This window comes from Photobacterium swingsii (genome assembly GCF_024346715.1).
Classification (GTDB): domain Bacteria; phylum Pseudomonadota; class Gammaproteobacteria; order Enterobacterales; family Vibrionaceae; genus Photobacterium; species Photobacterium swingsii.
The window spans coordinates 1,087,816-1,111,571 of record NZ_AP024852.1 but is presented as its reverse complement, the minus strand read 5'-3'; the positions used below and the strand labels follow the sequence as shown (position 1 = coordinate 1,111,571).

Genomic DNA, 23,756 nt, shown 5'->3' with positions numbered 1-23,756 from the left:
TATAAAGCAAAAGTTTTAATGTAGGAAAAGACGACGGTCGAAATCAAGCAAAAAACACCAACAAAGCGAGTTCGATTGGTTAGATTCACACATTTTGTTGAATCCGTGTGCAGCTACGCACGCAATTGTTGCTTAACAAAGTCTATTTCACCTATAACGTAAGCTAAAAAGGAAAGAATATGTCAGCGCCTTCAGCTCAAGCTCACTTCCCTATTCGCCTTGGCTTAGCCATGTGGTCCCACAATTACTGGCAATCATCCTTGTACGGTAGTGGTTGCAAAAACAATGAACGCCTCGCACGATACGCTGAGGTATTCTCGACAGTTGAAGGTAATACCACCTTTTATGCGACGCCCGCAGCGACCACGGTAAAGAAATGGCACGATGCAACACCCGATGATTTCCGCTTTACTTTTAAACTGCCTTCAACAATTACTCACCAACATCAGTTACAACACTGCGATCAACTGATCACCGACTTCTTCAACGTGATGTCGCCATTAGAGAACAAAGTCGGGTTATGGAAAGTCCAACTCCCTGCGCATTTTGGTCCTCAACATCTCGCACAACTCGCGACATTCCTCGAGCGATTACCTAAGCATTTTCCTGTTGGCGTTGAAGTGCGTCACCCTGCCTTTTTTGCCAAAGGGGAAGAAGAAAAAGCACTGAACCAGTTGCTCATCGCACACCATGCCAACCGTATTATTATGGACAGCCGCCCCGTATTTGCTGCACCGCCAACAACCGATGCTGTGATCGACGCGCACCAAAAGAAGCCTAAAGTGCCCGTGCACGCCATTGCCACCAGCGACTCACCCATGGTTCGCTTTATTGGGCACCCAGACGATTTAAGCAATGATCCTTTCTTTGCGAATTGGTTATGTCGCTTACCCAAATGGATACAAGATGAGAAGCAACCTTATCTGTTTATTCATACTCCAGATAATAATCATGCCCCTGAGCTTGCAACTCGCTTGTATAAAAAACTGCAACTCAAAATGGCTGAAACTAACTTACCCAATGTTGAATTACCCAAAGCAGAGCCTGATCCACAATTTCAGCTCATCTGACAACTTCCCTTCTTTATATTGCAGGTTGGTAGAAGTTCGCGGCTAATTATTGCTTTTATGGGTTTTGCCCCCACCAAAAATCCCTAAAGACAAACGGCCGCATTTTTTCTACAATACGCGCCTTTTTAGAGGATGATGGATCATGCCTCGTGCCTGTCTCTGTTCAGGCTAACTGCATTACGCATACCATTTCCTAAAGTTTAAGAGGTTCGTGAGAATGGCTGGCCACGACAATATATTTGCAGCACCGATTGAAAAAATGGGTGACTTCACGTTTGACGCACGCGTTGCTGAAGTTTTTCCTGATATGATTCAACGTTCTGTACCGGGTTACAGCAACATCATATCGGCGATTGGCATGCTTGCTGAACGTTTCGCAAAGCCGCATTCAAACATTTATGACCTTGGTTGTTCATTAGGGGCTGCAACCCTATCTATGCGTCGTCATATTCAACAAGAAGGCTGTGCCATTATTGCAGTAGATAACTCATCTGCGATGGTTGAACGTTGCCGCTTACATATCGACGCATACCGTTCAGACACACCAGTGACTGTGATTGAAGCCGATATCCGTGAGATTGAAATCACTGATGCTTCCGTTGTGGTATTGAACTTTACGTTGCAGTTCCTATCTCCGCACGACCGCCAACAGTTACTTGAAAAGATTTACGCTGGCCTACGTCCGGGCGGCATATTGATCCTTTCAGAAAAATACATCTTTGAAGACGATAGTTCGAACGAGTTATTAATAGACCTTCACCACGACTTTAAGCGTGCCAACGGCTATAGCGAATTGGAAATTAGCCAAAAGCGCAGCGCCATTGAGAATGTGATGCGTCCAGACAGTATTGATACTCACCGCGAACGTCTCGCAAATATTGGTTTTAGCAGCTCTGAAGTCTGGTTCCAGTGCTTCAACTTTGGCTCTATGTTTGCGATTAAATAAGGTTTTAAGTTACACATGTTTAGTTTTTCAGAATTTTATCAGCTAATCGCACAGCACGAGACGCTACGCCCTTGGCTTAACACGCTACCCAAGCAACTTGATGAGTGGGAACGAGCACAACACGGTGATATGGGGCGTTGGACTCGTGCACTACAAAAATTCCCAACCGATAAACCCGATACCATAGATATTAAGAACGCGGTCAGTGTTACTTATGAAGATGGCATTGCTAATGGTGAGCAAAAGCGCCTGGAAAGCCTACTGCGCTTACTGCACCCATGGCGTAAAGGCCCGTACCATGTACACGGTATTGATATCGACACCGAGTGGCGTTCTGACTGGAAATGGGATCGTGTGCTGCCACACATTTCACCACTGAAAAACCGAACCGTTTTAGATGTGGGCTGTGGTAATGGCTACCACATGTGGCGCATGCTAGGTGAAGGCGCCAAGCTAACAGTCGGCATTGACCCATCTAACCTGTTTTTAGTGCAGTTCGAAGCAATTCGCCGCCTAATGGGTAACGATGAGCGCGCATTCTTACTGCCATTGGGTATTGAAGAGCTGCCAGAATTAAAGGCATTTGATACCGTATTCAGCATGGGCGTACTGTATCATCGTCGTTCACCACTTGATCATATTATGCAGTTGAAAAATCAGCTTCGTAAAGACGGTGAAGTGATCCTCGAAACCTTGGTGATTGAAGGTGATGAAAACACAGTATTAGTCCCGACTCACCGTTATGCACAGATGCACAACGTGTACTTTTTCCCATCAGCAAAAGCACTCAAAGTGTGGATGGAAAAATGTGGCTTTGTCGACGTACGCATTGTTGATGAAAATGTCACAACCACCGATGAGCAACGTTCAACAGAGTGGATGACCAATAACTCACTACCGGAGTACTTGGACCAAAATGATCCAAGCAAAACCGTAGAAGGTTACCCAGCACCACGTCGTGCAGTATTGGTTGCTCGCAACCCTGATTAATACACTATGGTGTCATTTTTTAGCGATTTGTTGCTTACCTGCCCGCGCATTAATAACAAATACATTAAAAGATGACTTCACGCTGACATTGGGGTGCTATTCGCACCCCCTTTTGTGCGCTAAACTAGCGTCGTTTATAGAAAAATAACAATTATTTACCGGAGATATGATGCTTCGCCGTAGTTTTCCCTTATTGGCCCTCGCCTTGCTTTCTGGATGTGCGCTAAACCAGCCTGAACAGCATCAAAAAACCCTACAAGCTATTAGTGCAATGGAAGTCAACGTTAATAGCCAGCTCTTGACAATGTCTGATCAAATAGATCAACAAAATGAACATATTGCAAATCTAGAAAAAGAGCTATTATCATTATCAGAGGGTGTGAATAACGCGCCAATTCGTACCATTATCCAACCTCAACAAATTGAGGCTGAAAAACCTAAAAAAGTCGTTCCTATTCAAATGGAAGCACCAAACCCTAAGCTTGCTCACGGTAAAGCGATTCTAGGTGAAGAAGAATGGGTGTGGTTGGATTCTGTGCAATCTCACTTCAAAGCACGTATTGATACAGGTGCAACAACCTCGTCGTTAAACGCTGTTGAACTACAAGTCTTTGAACGTAATGGTAAAGAGTGGGTTCGATTTAATTTGAACCATCAGCTAACAGACGTAGTCGAAGAACCTGAAATCTTTGAGGCTCCGGTATTGCGCTGGGTGAAAATCCGCCAATCCACCAGTCAAGAAGCGGTTCGTCGTCCTGTTATCGAAGCTTGGGTTCAATTAGGCTCGTTACACGAGAAAGCGCAGTTTACACTCGCAGACAGAACACAAATGACCTACCCAGTTTTACTTGGGCGTGAATTCTTTAAAGATATCGCTCTTGTTGATGTCGGTAAAAAATATGTTCAAGGCAAGGACGAACCCGAACAACTAACACTACGATAATGATGAGGATGTCATGACATCAAGAATACCTTTTTATTTTCTCGTCACTTTGCTCATCATTGCCGGTGTTGGCCTTAGCCAATACCGCCATGATGTGTATGGTGTACCATGGACGCCAGGAGAAAAACGTGCACTTTGGGAACTTGAAGCACGTGTAGAATTTGACGCTATTGGCGACCCAGTCAAAGTATCAATGGCGGCACCAGAAACACAGAAAGGCTTTACGCTTATCGATGAAAGCACCTCTTCACCGGGTTATGGTGTGGCACTGATCGATACCGATAAAGGTCGTCGTGCCGAGTGGTCGATTCGGGAAGCCACTGGCAAACAAATCCTCTATTACAAAACGCAAATGCTGGTTGATGACCAAGCTCAGTTTGATCAATCACCGCCCAAAGGTGAAACCGCGGCCGTCAGTTTAGACAACCCACAACAAACTGCAGCGACCGCATTGCTCGATCAAGCACGCGCACTCTCTTCAGATAATCTGACACTTACACGCGAGCTCATCAAACAATTTAACGACAAGCAAAACCAGAATGCTTCCTTGCTGCTTAATAACTTAAGCCGTGATGATGCCATTATTAGTTTACTGTCATTAGAAGGTATCCATGCACGCATGGTGGGTGGATTAGTGCTTGAAGATGGCCGTCGCCGCCAAAGTATTAACCCCTTGGTTGAAGTATGGAATGGCGAACAATGGCTACTGTTTGATCCGCAAACTGGCGAAGAAGGCAAACCCGAAGATGTTTTAGTGTGGAACCAAAAGGGTCACTCCATGCTTGATGTTGTCGGGGGACGTAACTCGAACGTGAGTTTCTCCATCATTGCGCAAGACATCACGCCACAACAAGCGACCAGCGAAAAAGTAAAAGCAGAAGATTTACTTAACTTCTCAATCCACAGTTTGCCGGTTGAAGAACAAGCCATGTTCAAAACCATCATGCTGGTGCCTATTGGTGCACTTATCGTGGTATTCCTTCGCGTTATTGTCGGATTAAAAACGTCAGGGACTTTCATGCCAGTCTTGATTGCGGTTGCTTTTGTACAAACCCAATTGGTTACAGGTATTGTCGGCTTCTTGTTGATTGTTGGCACAGGTCTGATTATTCGAAGTTACCTCTCGAAGCTCAACCTCTTGCTCGTCGCCCGAATATCCGCGGTTATCATCACGGTTATCATGATCATATCGGTCTTTACAGTGGTTGCCTTTAAGATCGGTTTAGTTGAAGGGCTTACGATTACCTTCTTCCCTATGATCATCTTGTCATGGACTATCGAACGTATGTCGATTCTATGGGAAGAAGAAGGGGCAAAAGAAGTCTTTATCCAAGGTGGTGGTTCACTGTTAACCGCGATTTTAGTGTACTTAGCCATGACCAATGAAGTTGTTCGTCACTTAACATTCAACTTTATCGGTATGCAGTTAATCATTCTTGCCGTTATCCTGATGCTAGGTAACTACACAGGTTATCGCTTGAGTGAACTACGTCGCTTTAAGCCCCTAACGGAGGATTAAGCTATGTCTTTATTGTCACAGTTTACCTCACCGTTCAGGCTTCGTGACCGTGGCATCATGGGCATGAATAAGCGTAATCATAGCTACATTGGCCGTTATAATGACCGCAGCTTGTATCCACTGGTGGATGACAAGCTCAAGACTAAAAAGATCGCGCAACAGGCCGGAGCAACCGTACCTGAGCTTATCGGCATTATCGATAGCCAAGTGTACGTAAAACGCGTCCACGACATGGTAAAAGACTGGCCGGGCTTTGTAATAAAACCAGCCCAAGGCTCTGGTGGTAAAGGCATCCTCGTTATCGTTAAACATAAAGACGGTGTCTACACCAAGCCATCTGGTGCTGAGATTTCAAAGCAAGATGTCGAGCGTCACATCACTAATACGTTAGCGGGGCTGTTCTCGCTTGGGGGTAAAAATGATGTGGCTATGATTGAAAACCTGATTCAGTTTGATGATGTTTTCGACGGCTTTAGTTACGAAGGTGTGCCAGACGTTCGTGTGATCGTCTTTAAAGGCTACCCCGTCATGGCGATGATGCGCTGCTCTACCGCAGCCTCAGACGGTAAAGCAAACTTACACCAAGGTGCTGTGGGTGTCGGTATTGATATTGCGACAGGTAAAGCTGTCCGGGCAGTACAATTTAACCAACCGATTGAGCGCCACCCTGACACTGGCCGCTTGCTGAGTGAGTTAGCCGTTCCTAACTGGGATCGTCTATTAACACTTGCAGCTAGCGCTTGGGAAATGGCGGGGCTGGGTTATATGGGCACGGATATGGTGCTGGATAAAACCAAAGGCCCTATGGTATTAGAGCTTAATGCTCGCCCGGGGTTAGCCATTCAAATCGCTAACGGTTGCGGTTTATTACCGCGCTTACAGCATATTGAACATATGGGCACCCCTAACGATATCCCGACGCCAGCCGAACGCGTTGCTTATGCTGCCGATCAATTCGGTGTGAAGCCTCTGGCAAAGTAACACCAAAGCCTTCGTTAATACATAATGTGAACTCAAGCAGCTCTGATGAATAATCAGGGCTGTTTTTTTATGTCACGCTTTCCTTATACTGCTATTACTACCCTCTCTCACATAGCCATTTGATTATGCCTAAGCTACCGAGTCACTCTCTTTTCGATCCTATTATTGAACGCCGTCACTCCAATAGCATTAAATGGAGCAAATACGCAGACCAAGACATACTTCCTATGTGGATTGCTGACAGTGACTTTGCCGTACCAACAGCAATTACTGATGCACTTCACCAACGCGTAGATCATGCGATTTTTGGTTATAGCCATGCGCCAGAACGCCTTACGCAGCTGATTGTCGATCGCATGGCAACACGCTTTAATTGGCAGATAGAACCAGAATGGATTGTCTATTTACCTGGATTAGTTTGTGGCATAAATTTATGTGTCCGCGCATTTACCGATGATCAGCAAGGTGTGGTGACACCCAAGCCAATTTACCCGCCTTTCATGTCATCGATAAAATTGGCCAAACGCCCCTTATCAACCATACCCGTCACTTTGCAAAATCAACGTTGGCTACCAAACTTACAACATGCCGAACTGGCGACCAACACCAAACTGATGCTGCTTTGTAATCCGCTCAACCCCGGTGGAACCGTCTATAACCGTCAGGAATTAACGCAGACATTGGCATTTGCGCAGCAGCACGATTTACTCGTTTGTTCGGATGAAATCCACAGCGATTTGATACTCGATGAACACGCAAGTCATATTCCTTTTGCCAGTTTAAACGAGCAAGCAGCGCAGCGTAGTGTCACTCTAATAGCACCGAGTAAAACCTTTAATATTGCAGGGCTAGGTGCATCCATGGCCATTATTCCTAACCCAGAGCTTCGTCGACGATTTAATAAAACCAAACTCGGCATAGTTCCTGATGTTAACGCCCTTGCCTATACCGCAGCTCAAGCAGCCTACGAGCATGGCGAAGACTGGCTCAACCAACAAATTGGTTATTTGCGTGAGAATCGTGCGCTGCTCACGGCTGAAATTAACGCCATGCCTTTTCTAAAATTACACCCAATCGAAGCGACTTACCTTGCTTGGATTGATGCATCTGCCCTTCCCGTACCAAACCCACACACCTTCTTTGAACGAGCTGGAGTGGGTATGTCACCCGGTGCCGATTTTGGCAATAAGCAATTTGTTCGCCTTAACTTTGCCTGTAGCCGTGCGTTACTTGTTGAAGCGCTGAATCGAATGAAAACAGCCATTACCCAGCTAAGTGCTCAGCCAGAATAGAGTCGCGAAAAAGAAAACCATCAGGTTTTAATAAAAAACACTAAAGAATTCAGTCCATCACCCGATAAAAGAGGTATCACATAACAAGGGCCTCTTTTAGTTCAGATGCAAATCCATACGTTAGACAAAGCACAGCTGATAAACGAAGTACAGCTAGGCAACCAGCTCAACCACGCGGTTGAGACGGGGCGCCGATCTGACTTTGCCTTGATGCTTGCCATGCTCTCACCGGATTATCTGGAAAAAACGCCAACCGAGATCCCTCCAGCTGAAGGGAAAACGGAAGAAGAGCTCCGTGAATACTTTGAACTGGCACAACCGCAACCGCTAACAAGTACCGAGCATTGTTACGAACGCGCGGCTTCACAATCAGATGCTTTCCACCGTGGAGGCTTACGTAGCTCGCACTTTTTGCATGAACTACAGCCAACAGCCCTGACCTTCCCGCCTCAAGGAACAAAAGGCATGCCGGAAGAGTTATACCACAACTTATCAGGCCACGAGCGACGCCGCTTACCGCCAGCCGAAGAAGCCAAACTCAAAGTATCACCGCAAGACCTATACCTATCGCTAATCCATGCCAAGCGTTTTGCCGAAATGCATCACGCAGCGTGACCCTCTTCAAACATCCATCCTGAATGGCACCATCTTTCGTGACCCTAATCATACCTTTGTAGATACCCTTCTTTATCACGAACACAATTGACTAACATTTGAGCATGACATGCAGAATATGCATTGCATCAAATACAGTTTTCGGTTCATAGCAAGTCACTTTAGGCACCATGCTATACATAACGATTCATTTTCTAAAAGTATGTAGAAATGATCGCCTTTAGCCGTCAAGCGTATAAATACGTACTTACTCAAGAACTCAATATTCATTAATACGGATGGTCGCCATGGAAATTGTGCAATCTGTCATACTAATCACTGCTGCAGGTAGCCCAATTGGCAAAGCCATTTCATTGCATTTTGCCTCGCTAGGGGCAAAGCTAGCGCTTGTTGATATAGATAAAGTCCAGCTGAATCAAACCTATCGTGCTTGTAAAGCAAACGGCGCAGCATGTGAAGCCTTCTGCCTTGCCCAACAAGATGAAGCCAATATCGAAGGTGTTTTTGATTCAATTCATCAACAATTGGGGGCTATCGATGTACTGATCAACTACACGCAAGGCACAAAACTACCTGCACTTTTCTCACCTTCCTCCGTCGATACCTTTAGCCATTCAATGATTGATCTCGCCACAACCTTCTTTGCTTTCGGTAAGCAAGCCGCGCACTACATGCGCAATTACAATCGACAAGGCGTTATCGTTAACCTCATCACTCAACCACAAGATAACGAAGCACACCCAAATTTCGATAGCACCAAAGCCATGGTGTCTGGCCTGACCCAGAGTTGGGCGAAAGAATTAGCGAATTTTAATATTCGTGTCGGGGGCGTTGTGCCGATTACCATCGGCTGCGACTGTAATGATTGTTCTGGTAGCCATGTAATGAACCAGCACTTACAGTATGAAATAGTACGAAGTGCAGAGTACATAGTGACCAATGACTATTTTAATGGGCGGATGCTAGAAGCAGAAATCTAAACTTTATCTATAATTACCAGCCATAAAAAAACCCGCCAATCGGCGGGTTTAAACATTAAAGTGTGCTAGCAATAAAGATTAAGCTTTCGCTTTTTCTTTCTTTGCTTTTGGTGCTTTAACTGGCTCTGACTTTTTGATTACTGTAGTACCTTCAAACGTCTCACCTTCAACGTATGCTTTACCGTAGTAAGCCGCTGTTAGCACATCTTTCAGCTCGCTGATTAATGGGTAACGTGGGTTAGCACCTGTACATTGGTCATCGAACGCTTCAACAGACAATTCATCTAGTTTCGCTAGGAAGTCAGCCTCTGGAACACCCGCAGCTTGAATAGACAGTGGGATCTCTAGGTTAGTTTTCAGTTCTTCCAACCAAGCTAATAGACGCTCAATCTTCTGAGCTGTACGGTCACCTTCGTGAGATAGACCTAGGTGGTCAGCAACTTCTGCGTAACGACGACGTGCTTGTGGGCGGTCGTACTGAGAAAACGCAGTTTGTTTTGTTGGGTTATCATTCGCGTTGTAACGAACAACGTTAGAGATAAGCAGTGCATTCGCCAGACCGTGTGGTAAGTGGAATTCTGCACCCAACTTGTGCGCCATTGAGTGACATACACCTAGGAAGGCATTCGCAAATGCGATACCAGCGATAGTCGCCGCATTGTGAACTTTCTCACGAGCGATTGGGTCAGCAGCACCGTTCGCGTAGCTTGATGGTAGGTATTCTTTTAGCATCTTAAGTGCTTGAAGTGCCTGACCATCTGAGTATTCGTTCGCAAGAACTGATACGTATGCTTCTAGTGCGTGAGTGACGGCATCGTAACCACCAAATGCTGTTAGCGACTTAGGCATGTTCATGACTAGGTTCGCATCAACGATAGCCATTTGCGGTGTTAGTTCGTAATCAGCTAGTGGATATTTAGCACCAGTCTTGTCGTCGGTAACAACAGCGAATGGTGTCACTTCAGAACCGGTACCAGAGGTTGTAGTGATACATACAAGCTCAGCTTTCTTACCCATTTTAGGGAACTTGTAAATACGTTTACGGATATCCATAAAGCGCATTGCTAGCTCTTCAAAGTGAGTTTCTGGGTGCTCGTACATTACCCACATGATCTTCGCAGCATCCATTGGAGAACCGCCACCAAGCGCTAAGATAACGTCAGGTTGGAAGCTCTTCATCGCTTCAGCACCCTTTTCAACAACAGATAGCGTTGGATCCGCTTCTACGTCGAAGAAAGTTTGTACTTCGATGCCTTGTGCTTTCAGTAGTGATACAACTTCGTCTGCGTAACCGTTGTTGAATAGGAAACGGTCAGTTACTAGGAATGCACGTTTCTTGTCTTCTAGATCGCTCATTGCGATTGGAAGGCTACCACGACGGAAGTAGATAGATTTTGGTAGTTTGTGCCACAACATATTCTCAGCTCGCTTCGCTACTGTTTTCTTGTTGATAAGGTGTTTAGGACCTACGTTCTCAGAGATAGAGTTACCACCCCATGAACCACAACCAAGCGTTAGAGAAGGCGCTACGTTAAAGTTGTAAAGGTCACCGATACCACCGTGAGTAGTTGGGATGTTTACAAGAATACGTGCAGTTTTTAGTTTGTCACCGAAGTAACGAATACGGTCAGCGTTAACATCTTGGTTAGTGTAAAGACCAGATGTGTGGCCGATACCGCCAAGCTCTACCATTTTAACCGCTTGGTCTACCGCGTTCTCGAAAGAAGACGCACGGAACATACCAAGTGTTGGAGATAATTTTTCATGTGCGAATTCGTCTTCAACACATACTTCTTCACCTTCACCGATAAGGATCTTGGTGTCAGCAGGTACTTTAACGCCTGCCATTTCAGCAATCTTAGTTGCTGGCTGACCAACGATATCTGCGTTTAGTGCACCGTTGATAAGCAGTACTTTACGTACTTTTTCTGCTTCAGACTTAGTTAATACGTAGCCGTTGTGAGAAGCAAAGCGCTCTTTCACTTCGTCGTACACTTCATCCATAACAATGACTGCTTGCTCAGAAGCACAAACAACACCGTTATCGAACGTTTTAGACATAAGCACAGATGCTACTGCACGTTTGATGTCTGCAGTTTCATCAATAACAACAGGAACGTTACCTGCACCAACACCGATAGCTGGTTTACCTGAAGAGTAAGCCGCCTTAACCATACCTGGACCACCAGTCGCAAGGATAAGGTTAATATCATCGTGCTTCATTAGCGCGTTTGAAAGCTCAACAGAAGGCTGGTCGATCCAACCAATGATGTCTTTTGGTGCACCCGCAGCAACAGCAGCGTCGAGTACTAGCTTAGCAGCATCATTTGTTGAGTTTTTAGCACGTGGGTGTGGCGAGAAGATAATCGCGTTACGTGTTTTAAGAGAGATTAGAGATTTGAAGATTGCAGTAGATGTTGGGTTGGTTGTCGGTACGATACCGCAAATAATACCTACTGGTTCAGCGATGGTCATTGTACCTAGGTTGTCATCTTCATCTAAGATGCCACAGGTTTTTTCATCTTTATATTTGTTGTAGATAAATTCTGAAGCGAAGTGGTTTTTAATAACCTTATCTTCAACAATACCCATACCAGATTCAGCAACAGCTTGTTGAGCTAGAGGGATACGCGCATTGTTAGCCGCTAGGGAAGCTGCACGAAAGATTGCATCTACTTTCTCTTGAGAGAAAGTCGCAAACTCTTTCTGAGCCGCTTTAACACGTGCAACCATTGCATCTAGTTCAGCCATATTTGTTACAGGCATAGTTAACTCCTAACTTAATATTGAAAACTTTTTAGTAAGGATACGTCTCAAATCCTATTTGAGTGCAAATACAACGAAATCTCGTTACATCACCGCAACACCCATACTTAGTAAATTGCTTTCAAAACTGATTATATTATTTCACACTGCGAAAAAAATTGATTCAGATCACTTGTAACCCATTTGAGGTATTAATTGTCAAAATCCGATTTACATCATGTAAAATCAACAGGTTAATCGTAGATTTTGCGACCAAGTCGCTATCTTTTACTACCTATTGGTAAAAAGCACCACTTTCTACAAAGTGAAATATTACGTAATAAACCTACAAAAATTACACATATTGACGCCAGTTGTGACTGTAATCACAAAAAAAACACCACTCTGCTCAAACTTTGTTTCATAAGTGACTAGCACGTAATTCACCACTAAAGAGTAATACGTAAAAAACCGATTAACAATGGCATAACAGGCAGACGCAGTTAATCCCTGTGAACTCTCATAATTACTTTTATTTCATTGGTGATTAACAATACTTTGGCTTAAAATATCGTCAATTAGCTGCTATGTTCTATTTCGTTCCATTCAACATGTGCATCAAAATGCACCTATAAGCAGATTAATCACGTTGGATTCGCCACCTCACCATCACTTGGTGACACCGTTCCAGTAGTTCTTACTCTCGTATGATGATTAACCTATGCAAACAATCGAATTTGCTATTTACCTTCAATTTTTTGTCGGCTTAATTGCGGCCGTAAACCCTATCGGTATCATGCCGGTGTTTGTGTCCTTAACTGCGCATATGAGTCCCGATGAGCGCAATAAAACAGCCTATACCGCCAATATTGCTGTCACAGTGATCTTAACGGTGTCATTGCTTGCAGGGCAGTTTTTACTGGATATGTTCAGCATTTCACTGGATTCATTCCGAGTCGCTGGTGGCTTGCTACTAATGAGCATCGCATTTTCGATGATGAGCGGTAAACTCGGTGAAGATAAACAGAACAAACAAGAAAAATCGGAATCAATCAGCCGAGAACAAATAGGGGTTGTTCCTCTCGCTATGCCGCTCATGGCTGGGCCTGGTGCTATCAGTTCAACCATAGTTTACGGTGCACGCTACCCAGGACTATCAAGTACAGTGGGTATCGCGGTAACTATTTGTCTATTTGCATTCAGCTGTTGGCTACTGTTTCGTAGTGCCCCCATTATTGTCCGCTTCCTTGGACAAACTGGCATCAACGTCATCACCCGTATTATGGGTTTGATTTTGGGTGCTTTAGGTATTGAATTCATCGCCACGGGCTTACGGGCCCTATTTCCAGGCTTGAGTTAAACACAGCCATGACCTGCAATTAAAAAGGGGAAACCATGACAGTGGTTTCCCCTTTTGCTTCTCAACAACTAAGAATTTCAAGCCCCTTGCCTATATAGGCTTTACCATTATTCAAACAAATCTGATAATTTCATAACAGTAATAAATGACAGTCGCTATGGCCACTTTCTATAGCTCGCTAAAAAACCAAGTATCTAATATCCAATTTGATTAAGCTATTGATCATATTGATATAAACATTGAAGAAAAATAATTAGAATCCAGTTATGTCTAAATCACCACTAAGAACGAAACTGTATGACATCATCTTTGGTACCCAAACCAAAGGCGGACAATACTTTGATATTGCCTTAATCATCGCCATCATCAGCTCTGAAATCGTTTTAATCCTCTCTTCTGTCGCCAGCATAGAAACGCGTTTTAGTCGCTCTCTTTTCTATATCGAATTGGGGTTTACTCTGCTCTTTACAATCGAATACCTATTGCGCCTGTACTGCTCGCCCAAACCGCTTGCTTATGCGCGTAGTTTTTATGGCATCGTTGACTTGATTGCCATCGTACCGGCTTATATCGCGTTCTTTGTACCTGGTGCGAATTACTTACTGATTATTCGCTTAATCCGTGTGTTACGGATCTTCCGTGTGCTCAAATTAGTACGATACTTACGCGATTCCAATATCTTGCTACGATCTCTTAAGCACGCTCAACGAAAAATCTTGGTGTTCTTCAGTTCCGTATCTATCTTAGTAACTGTCTTTGGCTCGTTAATGTACATTATTGAAGGGCCAGATAATGGGTTTTCGAGCATTCCACAAAGTATCTACTGGGCGATTGTAACTATCACCACTGTGGGGTACGGCGACTTAGTGCCACACACAGTACTCGGCAAGTTTGTGGCGTCGTTAACTATGTTGCTGGGCTACTCAATTCTAGCGGTACCCACAGGCATTATTACGGCGGAATTAAACCAAGAAATGAAAGTGAGTCGTGAACTGATCCGCTGTCCAAACTGTGCCACCAGCGGCCATGAAACCGATGCACATTACTGCAAAGAATGTGGTACCCACCTGCCGGAACAGGTGTAAATGACGAAATAAAGCCGCTATTGCGGTAAAGAGGAATAGCAATAAAAAAGGGAGCATTTCGCTCCCTTTTACATCAACAAAAAACGATAAACCTAGCCAATAGTTTGATCATTGTTTGCCTCGGTATGATTTTATTCATGCTCCGAAATAAATTCTACAGCAATGTCAGGGAAGTCAGTAAACACCCCATCAACATTGGCTGTGTTATAGAAAATATCGAGCATGTCTTCAAAGTTTTCCGCATAGGCAGGAATACGACCTTCATCTTTACGGAAAGTGTATGGGTGAACCGCCATGCTTTCAGCATGCGCCGCTTTCACTAAGCCCGTCAGTTTGATATTCCCTTTGGTGGATGCATCTGAAACCACCATTGGCTTCCAAGGACCAATACCGTCAGCATATTTTCCAAGCGTTTTCATTCCACCCTTTTCAAACATCCAGTCGTAGTCGTAAGGTTGTGCCTTACCTTTGGCATCATAGACCATGGTTTCATTCCAATCGGTATACGCCATTAGCTGAACCAATTTTAAGTCCATATCCATTGCTGGCATTAGCTCATCGTGAATACGCTTAAGCTCATTAAAATCAAAAGTCTGTAAATACACATTACTGTCTTTCTCTGTGTACCCATATTCTTTTAATACTTTTAGCACAGCTTTACTGATGTCTTTGCCTTCGTGGCGATGGAACCACGGTGCTTTTATTTCTGGGTACAAGCCAATGTCATAGCCCAAGGTTTTATTCAAACCTTGGATCATTTCAATTTCTTGCTGGAAGGTCGGCACTTTAAAGTCAGACTTCCACATAGGGTAACGCTCAGGGAAGCCTTGTACTTGCTTACCGTCTTTGATGTTAAAACCTTCTGTTACGCTTAATTGCTTAATTTCAGCTAACGTAAAATCAATCGCGTAATAGCGGCCATCATCACGGGCACGATCAGGGAATAGCTGAGCAACGTTCGTTACACGATCCAAATAATGATCATGCAAAACGACCAACTGATCGTCTTTAGTCATTACAACATCTTGCTCGATGAAATCAGGCTTCATCGCGTACGCCATCGCTTTGGCAGGCAGAGTATGTTCAGGCAGATAACCCGATGCACCACGGTGTGCAACGACAATTTTATCAGAGTCTGTTTGCGCCACTGTTAAAGGAGAAAGAAGTGCACAGCCCACTGCTGCTGCAAGACACAGTTTTTTCATTATTATTGTCCTTAACTTTTCGTTATTGGATTTTGATGCTCGTTAGAAACAAGCAACAACATAATAATGGTTAATTGATATTGAATTTGGTGAATATACTATTTCTGTGACCAAATGCGCTCGAACTCGCTCATTATTTTTTCGATTAATGACACAAGATCAAATTTTATAACTGAATTCAACAACCTAGTGATTGCTAGCACAGCAAGCCACTGGATATAAATAAGAAGATTTACCGTCTTTACTCTTCATCAGACAGAAAAAAACCGCCCATCAAGAGCGGTTTAATCAGTATAGAAAGAGTTGTTACAGCTTACTTACGACGCCAGGTTGTACCTTGTGGACCATCTTCTAGGATGATATTCATCGCCAGTAACTTATCACGCGCTTCATCGGCCGCAGCCCAATCTTTTGCAGCACGTGCATCTAGGCGTTGTTGGATCAGCGCTTCGATTTCAGATACATCTTCTTGACCAGCAGCACCACCTTGCAGGAAGGCTTCAGGCTCTTGAGAAAGAAGACCAAGTACATCAGCTAACTCACGCATACGTGCGCCCAATACTGATGCCGCTGCAAGATCATCTGCTTTCAGGCGGTTTACTTCACGCGCCATATCAAACAATACTGAGTATGCTTCTGGTGTGTTGAAATCATCATCCATTGCTTCTTTGAAACGCGCAATAAACTCTTCGCCACCCGCCGCAACAGCATCTGTGTCTAAACCACGTAGTGACGTGTATAGACGCTCAAGTGCCGAACGCGCTTGTTTCAGGTTATCTTCGCTGTAGTTCAGCTGACTACGGTAGTGGCCAGACATTAGGAAGTAACGTACTGTTTCGCGATCGTAATGTGCAAGTACATCACGAATAGTGAAAAAGTTATTTAATGACTTCGACATTTTTTCGCGATCAATCATTACCATGCCGCTGTGCATCCAAGTATTGACGTACTTAGAGCCTGTCGCACAGCAAGATTGTGCAATTTCATTTTCGTGGTGTGGGAACTGTAGATCAGAACCACCGCCGTGAATATCAAAGTGATCACCCAGAATCGCTGAGTTCATCGCTGAACATTCAATATGCCAACCTGGACGGCCTGCGCCCCATGGTGATTCCCATGTTGGTTCACCTGGCTTAGACATTTTCCACAGTACGAAATCAAGTGGGCTACGTTTAGCTGATTCAATATCAACACGCGCGCCTGCTTGTAGCTGATCAAGATCTTGCTTAGACAACTTGCCGTAATCATCGTACTTGCTCACTTCAAACATCACATCGCCGTTATCGGCAACGTAAGCAAAACCGCGCTCAATTAGGCGCTCACAAAGTGTAATGATTTCTGCAATAAATTGCGTTGCACGTGGCTCAACATCTGGACGTTTCATGCCTAACGCATCAAAATCAGCGTACATTTCACCGATTAAACGCTCAGTCAGTGAATCACAACTTTCGCCGTTTTCAGCGGCACGCTTAATAATTTTGTCATCGATATCTGTGATGTTACGTACAAATGTTAGATCGTAACCAGAGTAGCGTAAGTAACGTGATACAACATCAAAAGAAACAAACGTACGACCATGACCGATGTGACACAAATCGTAAATGGTCACCCCACAAACGTACATGCCCACTTTGCCAGGCTGAATTGGTGTAAATTCTTCTTTTTGTCGTGTGAGTGAGTTATAGATCTTTAGCATGTCTTGTCATTACTCATGTTGAGGGGTTACAGATTTATAGCAATTACACCTTTTATGCGTTACTAAGGCAAGGAAAAATAAGTCTTCATCTTCGTTCGAGCGTTAACTTACTACCTAACGCACTTAATTTAATGCTATCTCATTAAAATCGTTAACAAATTTAAAGCAATTTAGAATCATACTAGCTGTAAGCATATCCAGCTCATGGCTATCGATCCCTCATTAATGCTGGCTATAACAACAGCCGCTGATAAAGCTGCTCGCAATTTAACCGACATTTTCACACAACACCTTCGATGATATTATCACCTATAGTTAAATGATATTGACGGCATCCCTTAGTACGATAAAATTCAATACTTAACGCAATAAACATCCAGTAAAGGACAATCTCATGGTAACGCTTCACACAACTTTTGGTGACATCAAAATTCAACTAAACGAAGAAAAAGCACCAGAAACATGTGCTAACTTCATGCAGTACTGCCGTGACGGTTTCTACAATGGCACTATTTTCCACCGTGTAATTGACGGTTTCATGGTTCAAGGTGGCGGCATGGCATCTGGCATGGAAGAAAAAGAGTCTCGTGCACCAATTAAGAACGAAGCAAACAATGGCCTAAGCAACAAAGTAGGTACACTTGCAATGGCACGTACAATGGAGCCGCATTCAGCAAGCTCTCAGTTCTTCATTAACGTGAACGACAACAAATTCCTAGACTTCAAAGCAGAAACACCAGACGGTTGGGGTTACTGTGTATTCGCTGAAGTTGTTGAAGGTATGGACGTAGTAAACAAAATCAAAGCTGTTTCTACTGGCAACTGGGGTTACGTACACCAAGACGTTCCAGTTGAAGAAGTACTAATCAACGACGTAACTATCGAAGAGTAATCTTCTATTAAGGGTGGCTTAGCCACCCTTACTTTTATCTATGACAACTCTTTTTATTGCAGATCTTCACCTTAGCGCCGACCGCCAAGATATTACCGACTGTTTTTTGCAATTTATGGCAAATGAAACAGCGAATATCGATGCCTTATATGTTCTTGGTGATCTTTTTGAAATGTGGATTGGCGATGACGACAATTCCCCCTTCCACCAGCAAATTAAACACGCATTCAAACAACTCACTGACAGCGGTATCCCTTGCTTTTTTATCCACGGTAATCGTGATTTCCTAATAGGAAAAAGATTCAGTGAAGAAACTGGCGTGCAGCTATTAGCCGAACATACCGTAATCGATTTATACGGCACCCCGACACTTATCCTGCATGGTGACACGCTCTGCATACAAGATGTAGATTACCAGCGTTATCGCAAAAAAGTGCATAACCGTTTTATCCAGTGGTTATTTATGCGCTTGCCACTTAGTCGACGATTAAAGATTGGGACTAAAATTCGCGGTAGCAGCAGTGAAAATAATCAACGCAAAGATCTCGACATTATGGATGTTGATGGGAAGGCGGTTATTGATATGCTTCAAGCCTACCATGTCAATCAAATGATTCATGGTCACACCCATCGTCCCGATGTTCATCAAATAAATATGAATGGCCAGCAAGCAACTCGAATCGTGCTTGGTGATTGGTATGATCACGGCTCGGTATTAGTAGTAACGCCAGAATGTAGCCAACTACAAACTCGCCAATTTAATTAATTTTATTTAGGCTGAGAACAGCAATAAAAAAGGTACGCATTGCGTACCTTTTTTATTCTAACGCTATACAAAAACGAACATGCAATTATCCGAACTTATCATCAATAAAATAAGCCATGCTTTATTTAGCTTACTCTCCTAGTCGCGAATAAATATAATTCGTTATGCAGTTGCGAATGCTTGTCGCTCTTGCAGCCAAGATCGAAACATAGTTACAGATGTATACAGAACAACACCAATAACTAACCAAGCTAATAAATGTAAATCTAACGACTTCACCAAATATGCAGCAATCATCACTGCGATTGGGCCAGTTATAGCAACGGCCACTGCAGCTCGAGAGTTCACGCGATCCATCCGAATAAAACTGCCTGCAGAGAAAAAGCTTAAGAAAGCGCATGAACACATCATGATAGGAAACGCAGCTAGAGGGTGCATACCCAATAGATAGATCATTGTCATACAAGGTGCATATAAACCAATACCAACGGTCATCAATGCGCCAAATAAGAAATTACCTATGATAGCAATGACTAACTTCCACCCAGTAAGGCCTAGCTCTAAACCACCCAATGGAAATAATTTGAGTTGCCCTGCCAGCATGAGTGTCGCCACTATCATGAGAGCTCCCCCCATGACTAAACGTATTATTTGGCGATCCCAATTCGATACAATACGCGCACCAATCGTTGCACCTAAGCAAGCTGCAATCACTAAGCTAACCAAAGTCACAGGATCCACTTGTACGGCAGTTAAAAAGATAAGGGACTGCGCCACGGTAGATAATACCGCCTGACAATTAAGTGTACCGGGTAGTAGCTTATCGTCCACCAAGTTAAACTGCTTATAACCTGCCGTTTTTATAGCAAAACTACCTATACCAAGCGTGTCGCAAAAATTGGCAAAACCACCAATCAATGCAATAGGCAAAATTTTCGTTTCAGCTTCCTGCTTTCGATGTTTGCGCCATGAATTAAAAAGCATCACGACAAAGACCGCACCACCTACAAGCAACCCTGCCTGTATCATAGTTAAGAGAGACATATTTAATACAGTTACTAATACAAAAACGCATTATTAATCATAATAAAATGACTCGCTATGCTTAATATCAAATTTATCATTACCTTGAGTGATACAAGTGCGCAGTTTACAGTCTTGTATTCACTAAAAGCATGATAAACGCTATGCGCAATAGGTTTTTTTCGCTATAATTTTGCAAATTCTCAGCCTTGTTTACCAGATACTCTCAATGTATTCATACCTCGCTCGACAGCCGATACTTAATAAAGACAAAGTGACTATTGGTTATGAGTTACTTTTTCGCGATGGTCCTGAAAACAGCTTTCCTAATATCTGCGATGAAACAGCGACCAATCGTTTGCTTATTGATAATTTCTTCTCATCAGGAAGCAATCAGGTAACTGGCGGCAAACGAGGATTTGTAAACTTCCCTCATAAAAGTTTAATTCAACGTGTCCCTCTACTATTTCCAAAGAAAAGTTTTATTATCGAAATTTTGGAAACTTGTGAGCCTAATGATGAATTGTTAGAAGCCGTCATCGAGCTAAACCAAAAAGGCTATACATTAGCGTTGGACGACTTCATTCCTTCGCCTGAATGGAATCGTTTCATTCCATACATTCATATCATTAAGTTCGATATACGCGTTACCCCAATTGAAAAATGCATGCTTTTTATTCGCCTGCATAAAACCAATAAGATTAAATATCTTGCTGAAAAAGTAGAAACTCATGAAGAATTCATTCAAGCTAAAGAAGCAGGATTTGATTTCTTCCAAGGTTATTTCTTTAGTAAACCTGAAATGCTTCAACGTAAATCATTAAGCCCATCGAGTTTAACAACATTGCGCTTATATCAAGAGATTTGCCAATCCGAAGTTAATTACAACAAGATCGAAGAGATCATTGCCACTGACGTATCGCTGTCTTATAAACTATTGCGTCACGTTAATGGTATGTTTGTTATTCGCGCTAAGCCTATTTCGTCTTTCAAGCAAGCACTGGTGTATTTAGGTGAAGAACGATTACGCCGATTTGTGACATTTGTTGCGACATCGCACGCGTTAGAAAATAAACCTCAGTGTTTATACAATTTATCGCTACAACGTGCGCAATTTTGTGAACGCCTAGGGGTTCGCTCGCCACTTAATATTTCGGGTAATCAAGCCTTCTTGATGGGGTTATTTTCGTTACTCGATTCTTTACTCGATCAGCCTTTAGACGAATTATTACGTTTATTACCGCTCAGCAATGATATTAAGGGTGCCCTCGTCGACCAAACAGGTTCACTGGGTGTGCTACTTAAATTAGCCATGGCTTACGATAGTGCTGATTGGGACACAGTTAATGACTGCACCAAAGCATTAAAATTAAAAGAAAGTGATGTTGTCGATGCCTATATGAGTTCAGTAAAATGGGCGACCGCTTTTGAAAGAACAATGACGAAATCTGATGCCTAAGACTTTATGCCCTTGTGGCAGCCAACAAGCTTTATCACACTGTTGCCAGCCAATTCACCAAAATCCAGCGCTTGCTTCTCACCCAGAACAACTAATGCGTTCTCGCTATAGTGCACACGTTCTAGGGCTGGTCGATTATGTGGTTGCCACTTATCACCCAAGTTGTCACGCTGAAGATCACCGCGACGCTATTGCCGATTCAGTGAATTCATATTGGTTGGGCTTAAAAGTTATCAACAGTGAAATCGCAACTTCAGGCGAAGGATTTGTTGAGTTTGAAGCCTATTACCAAGATGGTGACGAGCAATATTGCTTGGCTGAACGTTCTCGTTTTTTACAAGAAAGTACAGATGGCGTTACCCAATGGTATTACATTGATGGCGAATACCCAGACCACGAACACCAAGCTGCACCAGAATTGACAGTCAATTCAGCGCCCCAGCAGCAACCTACCGCGAATCCGGATAAAATAGGTAGAAATGATCCTTGCCTCTGCGGCAGCGGTAAAAAATACAAGAAGTGCTGCGGCTAATAATACTACCGATGTAACACTGTCGCATGAGAACAGTTTACAACGCCAAAGTGAGATCAATCGATTGATTTCACTTTGTTTCACCATTTCGTGACCAAACCTCCAATCCTCTGCTTTATCATAAAAAACCGCTCAATAAACAGGCAAGCATTGTCGATAAAGTAAACATCTTTCTGATGTAGAGACAATGCTATGATCAATCCAAATAATCATCTGCCATACCCTACTCGTCCCCCGCTCGGGAAAACAGAAAAATCCACCGCTATCGACGAACGTAAACAGCGCGTTGATAGCCATGAAAAACAGCAACAAAATGACAAAGAGCAGCCAAAGAAGAAGAAACCACCACGCAAAGGCTTGCTCGATATCTATGTATAAGTGCATTTTTAAGTCACTGTTTTACAGTGAGTTATAGATTATTTATCAAATATTCGTTTTTTCTTTGAAAACCATGTTGCAAATTCTAATGAGCTTCGTTAGTGTAAATGACAAGCAACAATTAAATATCAATTTATTCAGAGTTCATAATTATGCGTATCGAAATGATTAACCTACATCATCATCACCATCCTGATTAGTCTTTCGGGAGGATACGCCTCACTCTGGAAGACGATGAACACCTCTTCCAGTGGTCAATGAGAATACAGAATTCAAGACCCTTGGAAGCCAAAGTTTCCAAGGGTTTTTTCTTTTTAGCACAATGGATTAGCTCAAAATTAGTAAGCGCTCGCTTTAAAAGAAATAGGGATAGCAGCATGCAAACACAACGACTTCGTATCGCAATTCAAAAGAAAGGCCGCTTAAGCAAAGAGTGCCAAGACTTACTTAAACGCTGCGGCGTTAAATTCAACATGGTTGGCGAACGCTTAGTGGTTCACGCAGAAAATATGCCAATCGATTTGTTACTGGTTCGTGATGATGACATCCCAGGTTTGATCATGGATGGCGTAGTCGATTTGGGCGTAATTGGTGAAAATGAACTGGAGGAAGTGGCTCTTGAACGCACGGCTCGCAACGAGCCCAATGAGTACCTCAAACTACGCCGCTTAGATTTTGGTGGCTGCCGTCTATCTATTGCAATTAACAAAGATGACGCTTACAACGGCCCACAAGATCTACAAGGAAAACGTATTGCAACCACTTATCCGCAACTGGTAAAGCGTTACATGGATGAGCAAGGAGTCAAATTTAGTACCTGTATGCTTAATGGCTCTGTAGAAGTTGCGCCACGTGCTGGTCTTGCTGATGCTATTTGTGACCTAGTATCGACAGGCGCTACGCTAGAAGCCAATGGCCTAAAAGAAGCCGAAGTTATACTTCGCTCGAAAGCCGTATTAATCCAATGCACCAACCCACTGAGTGATGAGAAACAAGCCCTGATCGAGCGCCTACTCACACGGATGCAAGGCGTGATACAAGCCAAAGAGTCCAAGTACATCATGCTACACGCGCCCACTGAGCGCCTCGATCAAATCAAAGCCCTGTTACCAGGCGCGGAAGATCCTACGGTTTTACCGCTATCACAAGATAACAACCGAGTTGCTGTACACCTTGTCAGTTCCGAGAATTTATTCTGGGAAACCATGGAGCAACTCAAGGAGCTAGGAGCAAGCTCTATTCTGGTACTGCCAATCGAAAAAATGATGGAGTAATCGTC

At 43.5% G+C, this 23,756-nt stretch carries 21 protein-coding genes and 1 other annotated feature; of the genes, 17 read left to right on the top strand and 4 right to left on the bottom strand.

What is annotated here, in order from left to right; genetic code table 11:
- The first annotated feature begins 179 nt into the window (after nt 1-179).
- From OCU77_RS05415 to OCU77_RS05375, 9 genes are all read left to right on the top strand, one after another.
- Entirely contained in the window at nt 180-1,070 is an 891-nt protein-coding gene (locus tag OCU77_RS05415) for a DUF72 domain-containing protein (RefSeq protein ID WP_048898750.1), read from the top strand.
- A 217-nt stretch (nt 1,071-1,287) separates the two neighbouring features.
- The gene (gene cmoA, locus OCU77_RS05410; protein WP_048898749.1) at nt 1,288-2,016 is read left to right on the top strand and encodes a carboxy-S-adenosyl-L-methionine synthase CmoA; all 729 of its coding nucleotides are present in this window, start codon (nt 1,288-1,290) and stop codon (nt 2,014-2,016) included.
- 15 nt (nt 2,017-2,031) lie between these two features.
- The gene (gene cmoB, locus OCU77_RS05405; RefSeq protein WP_048898748.1) at nt 2,032-3,006 is read left to right on the top strand and encodes a tRNA 5-methoxyuridine(34)/uridine 5-oxyacetic acid(34) synthase CmoB; all 975 of its coding nucleotides are present in this window, start codon (nt 2,032-2,034) and stop codon (nt 3,004-3,006) included.
- Between the two features lie 169 nt (nt 3,007-3,175).
- Nucleotides 3,176-3,949 (top strand): ATP-dependent zinc protease family protein, encoded by a 774-nt coding sequence (locus tag OCU77_RS05400; protein ID WP_048898747.1) that lies wholly within the window; start codon nt 3,176-3,178, stop codon nt 3,947-3,949.
- Between the two features lie 13 nt (nt 3,950-3,962).
- A complete protein-coding gene (locus OCU77_RS05395) occupies nt 3,963-5,468 on the top strand; it encodes an inactive transglutaminase family protein (protein ID WP_048898746.1) in 1,506 nt (501 codons plus the stop codon).
- Between the two features lie 3 nt (nt 5,469-5,471).
- Nucleotides 5,472-6,449 carry an alpha-L-glutamate ligase-like protein gene (locus OCU77_RS05390; RefSeq protein ID WP_048898745.1) on the top strand — a complete coding sequence of 326 codons (978 nt, stop codon included), beginning with the start codon at nt 5,472-5,474 and terminating at the stop codon, nt 6,447-6,449.
- Between the two features lie 125 nt (nt 6,450-6,574).
- Nucleotides 6,575-7,741, top strand: coding sequence for a MalY/PatB family protein (locus OCU77_RS05385; RefSeq protein WP_048898744.1), 1,167 nt, complete (start codon nt 6,575-6,577; stop codon nt 7,739-7,741).
- Nucleotides 7,742-7,846: 105 nt separating this feature from the next.
- On the top strand, nt 7,847-8,356 hold the full coding sequence (locus tag OCU77_RS05380) for a VC2046/SO_2500 family protein (protein ID WP_048898743.1): 510 nt from the start codon (nt 7,847-7,849) through the stop codon (nt 8,354-8,356).
- Nucleotides 8,357-8,643: 287 nt separating this feature from the next.
- Complete coding sequence (locus OCU77_RS05375; protein WP_244915149.1) at nt 8,644-9,336, top strand: SDR family oxidoreductase; 693 nt, start codon at nt 8,644-8,646, stop codon at nt 9,334-9,336.
- A 78-nt stretch (nt 9,337-9,414) separates the two neighbouring features.
- On the opposite strand, the gene adhE is transcribed toward OCU77_RS05375, so the two are convergent.
- Nucleotides 9,415-12,102 (bottom strand): bifunctional acetaldehyde-CoA/alcohol dehydrogenase, encoded by a 2,688-nt coding sequence (gene adhE / locus OCU77_RS05370; protein WP_048898742.1) that lies wholly within the window; start codon nt 12,100-12,102, stop codon nt 9,415-9,417.
- A gap of 700 nt (nt 12,103-12,802) precedes the next feature.
- On the opposite strand from adhE, the gene OCU77_RS05365 reads away from it, so the two are divergent.
- Together OCU77_RS05365 and OCU77_RS05360 are read left to right on the top strand one after the other, a co-directional pair.
- Nucleotides 12,803-13,441 (top strand): YchE family NAAT transporter, encoded by a 639-nt coding sequence (locus tag OCU77_RS05365; protein WP_048898741.1) that lies wholly within the window; start codon nt 12,803-12,805, stop codon nt 13,439-13,441.
- Nucleotides 13,442-13,707: 266 nt separating this feature from the next.
- The gene (locus OCU77_RS05360) at nt 13,708-14,526 is read left to right on the top strand and encodes an ion transporter (protein ID WP_048898740.1); all 819 of its coding nucleotides are present in this window, start codon (nt 13,708-13,710) and stop codon (nt 14,524-14,526) included.
- Between the two features lie 131 nt (nt 14,527-14,657).
- On the opposite strand, the gene glpQ is transcribed toward OCU77_RS05360, so the two are convergent.
- Together glpQ and cysS are read right to left on the bottom strand one after the other, a co-directional pair.
- A complete protein-coding gene (glpQ, locus tag OCU77_RS05355) occupies nt 14,658-15,731 on the bottom strand; it encodes a glycerophosphodiester phosphodiesterase (RefSeq protein WP_048898739.1) in 1,074 nt (357 codons plus the stop codon).
- A 313-nt stretch (nt 15,732-16,044) separates the two neighbouring features.
- Nucleotides 16,045-17,427 carry a cysteine--tRNA ligase gene (gene cysS, locus OCU77_RS05350; RefSeq protein WP_048898738.1) on the bottom strand — a complete coding sequence of 461 codons (1,383 nt, stop codon included), beginning with the start codon at nt 17,425-17,427 and terminating at the stop codon, nt 16,045-16,047.
- Nucleotides 17,428-17,821: 394 nt separating this feature from the next.
- Between cysS and OCU77_RS05345 the strand changes: the two genes are divergently transcribed.
- Together OCU77_RS05345 and lpxH are read left to right on the top strand one after the other, a co-directional pair.
- Nucleotides 17,822-18,319, top strand: coding sequence for a peptidylprolyl isomerase (locus tag OCU77_RS05345; RefSeq protein WP_048898737.1), 498 nt, complete (start codon nt 17,822-17,824; stop codon nt 18,317-18,319).
- Between the two features lie 40 nt (nt 18,320-18,359).
- On the top strand, nt 18,360-19,085 hold the full coding sequence (lpxH, locus tag OCU77_RS05340) for a UDP-2,3-diacylglucosamine diphosphatase (RefSeq protein WP_107302357.1): 726 nt from the start codon (nt 18,360-18,362) through the stop codon (nt 19,083-19,085).
- 162 nt (nt 19,086-19,247) lie between these two features.
- Here the strand turns inward: lpxH and OCU77_RS05335 are convergent, their stop codons facing one another.
- Entirely contained in the window at nt 19,248-20,129 is an 882-nt protein-coding gene (locus OCU77_RS05335; protein ID WP_107302356.1) for a sulfite exporter TauE/SafE family protein, read from the bottom strand.
- Nucleotides 20,130-20,337: 208 nt separating this feature from the next.
- Between OCU77_RS05335 and OCU77_RS05330 the strand changes: the two genes are divergently transcribed.
- The 4 genes from OCU77_RS05330 to hisG all read left to right on the top strand — a co-directional run bounded on the left by OCU77_RS05330 (nt 20,338) and on the right by hisG (nt 23,751).
- A complete protein-coding gene (locus tag OCU77_RS05330; protein WP_048898736.1) occupies nt 20,338-21,567 on the top strand; it encodes an EAL and HDOD domain-containing protein in 1,230 nt (409 codons plus the stop codon).
- Nucleotides 21,560-22,099 (top strand): YchJ family metal-binding protein, encoded by a 540-nt coding sequence (locus OCU77_RS05325; RefSeq protein WP_048898735.1) that lies wholly within the window; start codon nt 21,560-21,562, stop codon nt 22,097-22,099. Before OCU77_RS05330 ends, OCU77_RS05325 begins: the two co-directional genes overlap by 8 nt.
- Before the next feature lie 192 nt (nt 22,100-22,291).
- On the top strand, nt 22,292-22,477 hold the full coding sequence (locus OCU77_RS05320) for a hypothetical protein (protein WP_048898734.1): 186 nt from the start codon (nt 22,292-22,294) through the stop codon (nt 22,475-22,477).
- Nucleotides 22,478-22,652: 175 nt separating this feature from the next.
- Nucleotides 22,653-22,790, top strand: a sequence feature (His leader region).
- A gap of 64 nt (nt 22,791-22,854) precedes the next feature.
- Nucleotides 22,855-23,751 carry an ATP phosphoribosyltransferase gene (hisG, locus tag OCU77_RS05315; RefSeq protein ID WP_107302355.1) on the top strand — a complete coding sequence of 299 codons (897 nt, stop codon included), beginning with the start codon at nt 22,855-22,857 and terminating at the stop codon, nt 23,749-23,751.
- The last annotated feature ends 5 nt before the right edge of the window (nt 23,752-23,756 follow it).

Bases quoted from the DNA above. Each gene is read 5' to 3' on its own strand.
- OCU77_RS05320 (WP_048898734.1), top strand. From the start codon at position 22,292: ATGATCAATCCAAATAATCATCTGCCATACCCTACTCGTCCCCCGCTC.
- OCU77_RS05415 (WP_048898750.1), top strand. From the start codon at position 180: ATGTCAGCGCCTTCAGCTCAAGCTCACTTCCCTATTCGCCTTGGCTTA.
- cysS (WP_048898738.1), bottom strand. From the start codon at position 17,427: ATGCTAAAGATCTATAACTCACTCACACGACAAAAAGAAGAATTTACA.
- OCU77_RS05375 (WP_244915149.1), top strand. From the start codon at position 8,644: ATGGAAATTGTGCAATCTGTCATACTAATCACTGCTGCAGGTAGCCCA.
- OCU77_RS05330 (WP_048898736.1), top strand. From the start codon at position 20,338: ATGTATTCATACCTCGCTCGACAGCCGATACTTAATAAAGACAAAGTG.
- adhE (WP_048898742.1), bottom strand. From the start codon at position 12,102: ATGCCTGTAACAAATATGGCTGAACTAGATGCAATGGTTGCACGTGTT.
- OCU77_RS05390 (WP_048898745.1), top strand. From the start codon at position 5,472: ATGTCTTTATTGTCACAGTTTACCTCACCGTTCAGGCTTCGTGACCGT.
- OCU77_RS05385 (WP_048898744.1), top strand. From the start codon at position 6,575: ATGCCTAAGCTACCGAGTCACTCTCTTTTCGATCCTATTATTGAACGC.
- cmoB (WP_048898748.1), top strand. From the start codon at position 2,032: ATGTTTAGTTTTTCAGAATTTTATCAGCTAATCGCACAGCACGAGACG.
- OCU77_RS05365 (WP_048898741.1), top strand. From the start codon at position 12,803: ATGCAAACAATCGAATTTGCTATTTACCTTCAATTTTTTGTCGGCTTA.
- OCU77_RS05380 (WP_048898743.1), top strand. From the start codon at position 7,847: ATGCAAATCCATACGTTAGACAAAGCACAGCTGATAAACGAAGTACAG.
- glpQ (WP_048898739.1), bottom strand. From the start codon at position 15,731: ATGAAAAAACTGTGTCTTGCAGCAGCAGTGGGCTGTGCACTTCTTTCT.
- OCU77_RS05400 (WP_048898747.1), top strand. From the start codon at position 3,176: ATGCTTCGCCGTAGTTTTCCCTTATTGGCCCTCGCCTTGCTTTCTGGA.
- OCU77_RS05345 (WP_048898737.1), top strand. From the start codon at position 17,822: ATGGTAACGCTTCACACAACTTTTGGTGACATCAAAATTCAACTAAAC.
- OCU77_RS05360 (WP_048898740.1), top strand. From the start codon at position 13,708: ATGTCTAAATCACCACTAAGAACGAAACTGTATGACATCATCTTTGGT.
- OCU77_RS05395 (WP_048898746.1), top strand. From the start codon at position 3,963: ATGACATCAAGAATACCTTTTTATTTTCTCGTCACTTTGCTCATCATT.
- OCU77_RS05335 (WP_107302356.1), bottom strand. From the start codon at position 20,129: ATGTCTCTCTTAACTATGATACAGGCAGGGTTGCTTGTAGGTGGTGCG.
- lpxH (WP_107302357.1), top strand. From the start codon at position 18,360: ATGACAACTCTTTTTATTGCAGATCTTCACCTTAGCGCCGACCGCCAA.
- OCU77_RS05325 (WP_048898735.1), top strand. From the start codon at position 21,560: ATGCCTAAGACTTTATGCCCTTGTGGCAGCCAACAAGCTTTATCACAC.
- cmoA (WP_048898749.1), top strand. From the start codon at position 1,288: ATGGCTGGCCACGACAATATATTTGCAGCACCGATTGAAAAAATGGGT.
- hisG (WP_107302355.1), top strand. From the start codon at position 22,855: ATGCAAACACAACGACTTCGTATCGCAATTCAAAAGAAAGGCCGCTTA.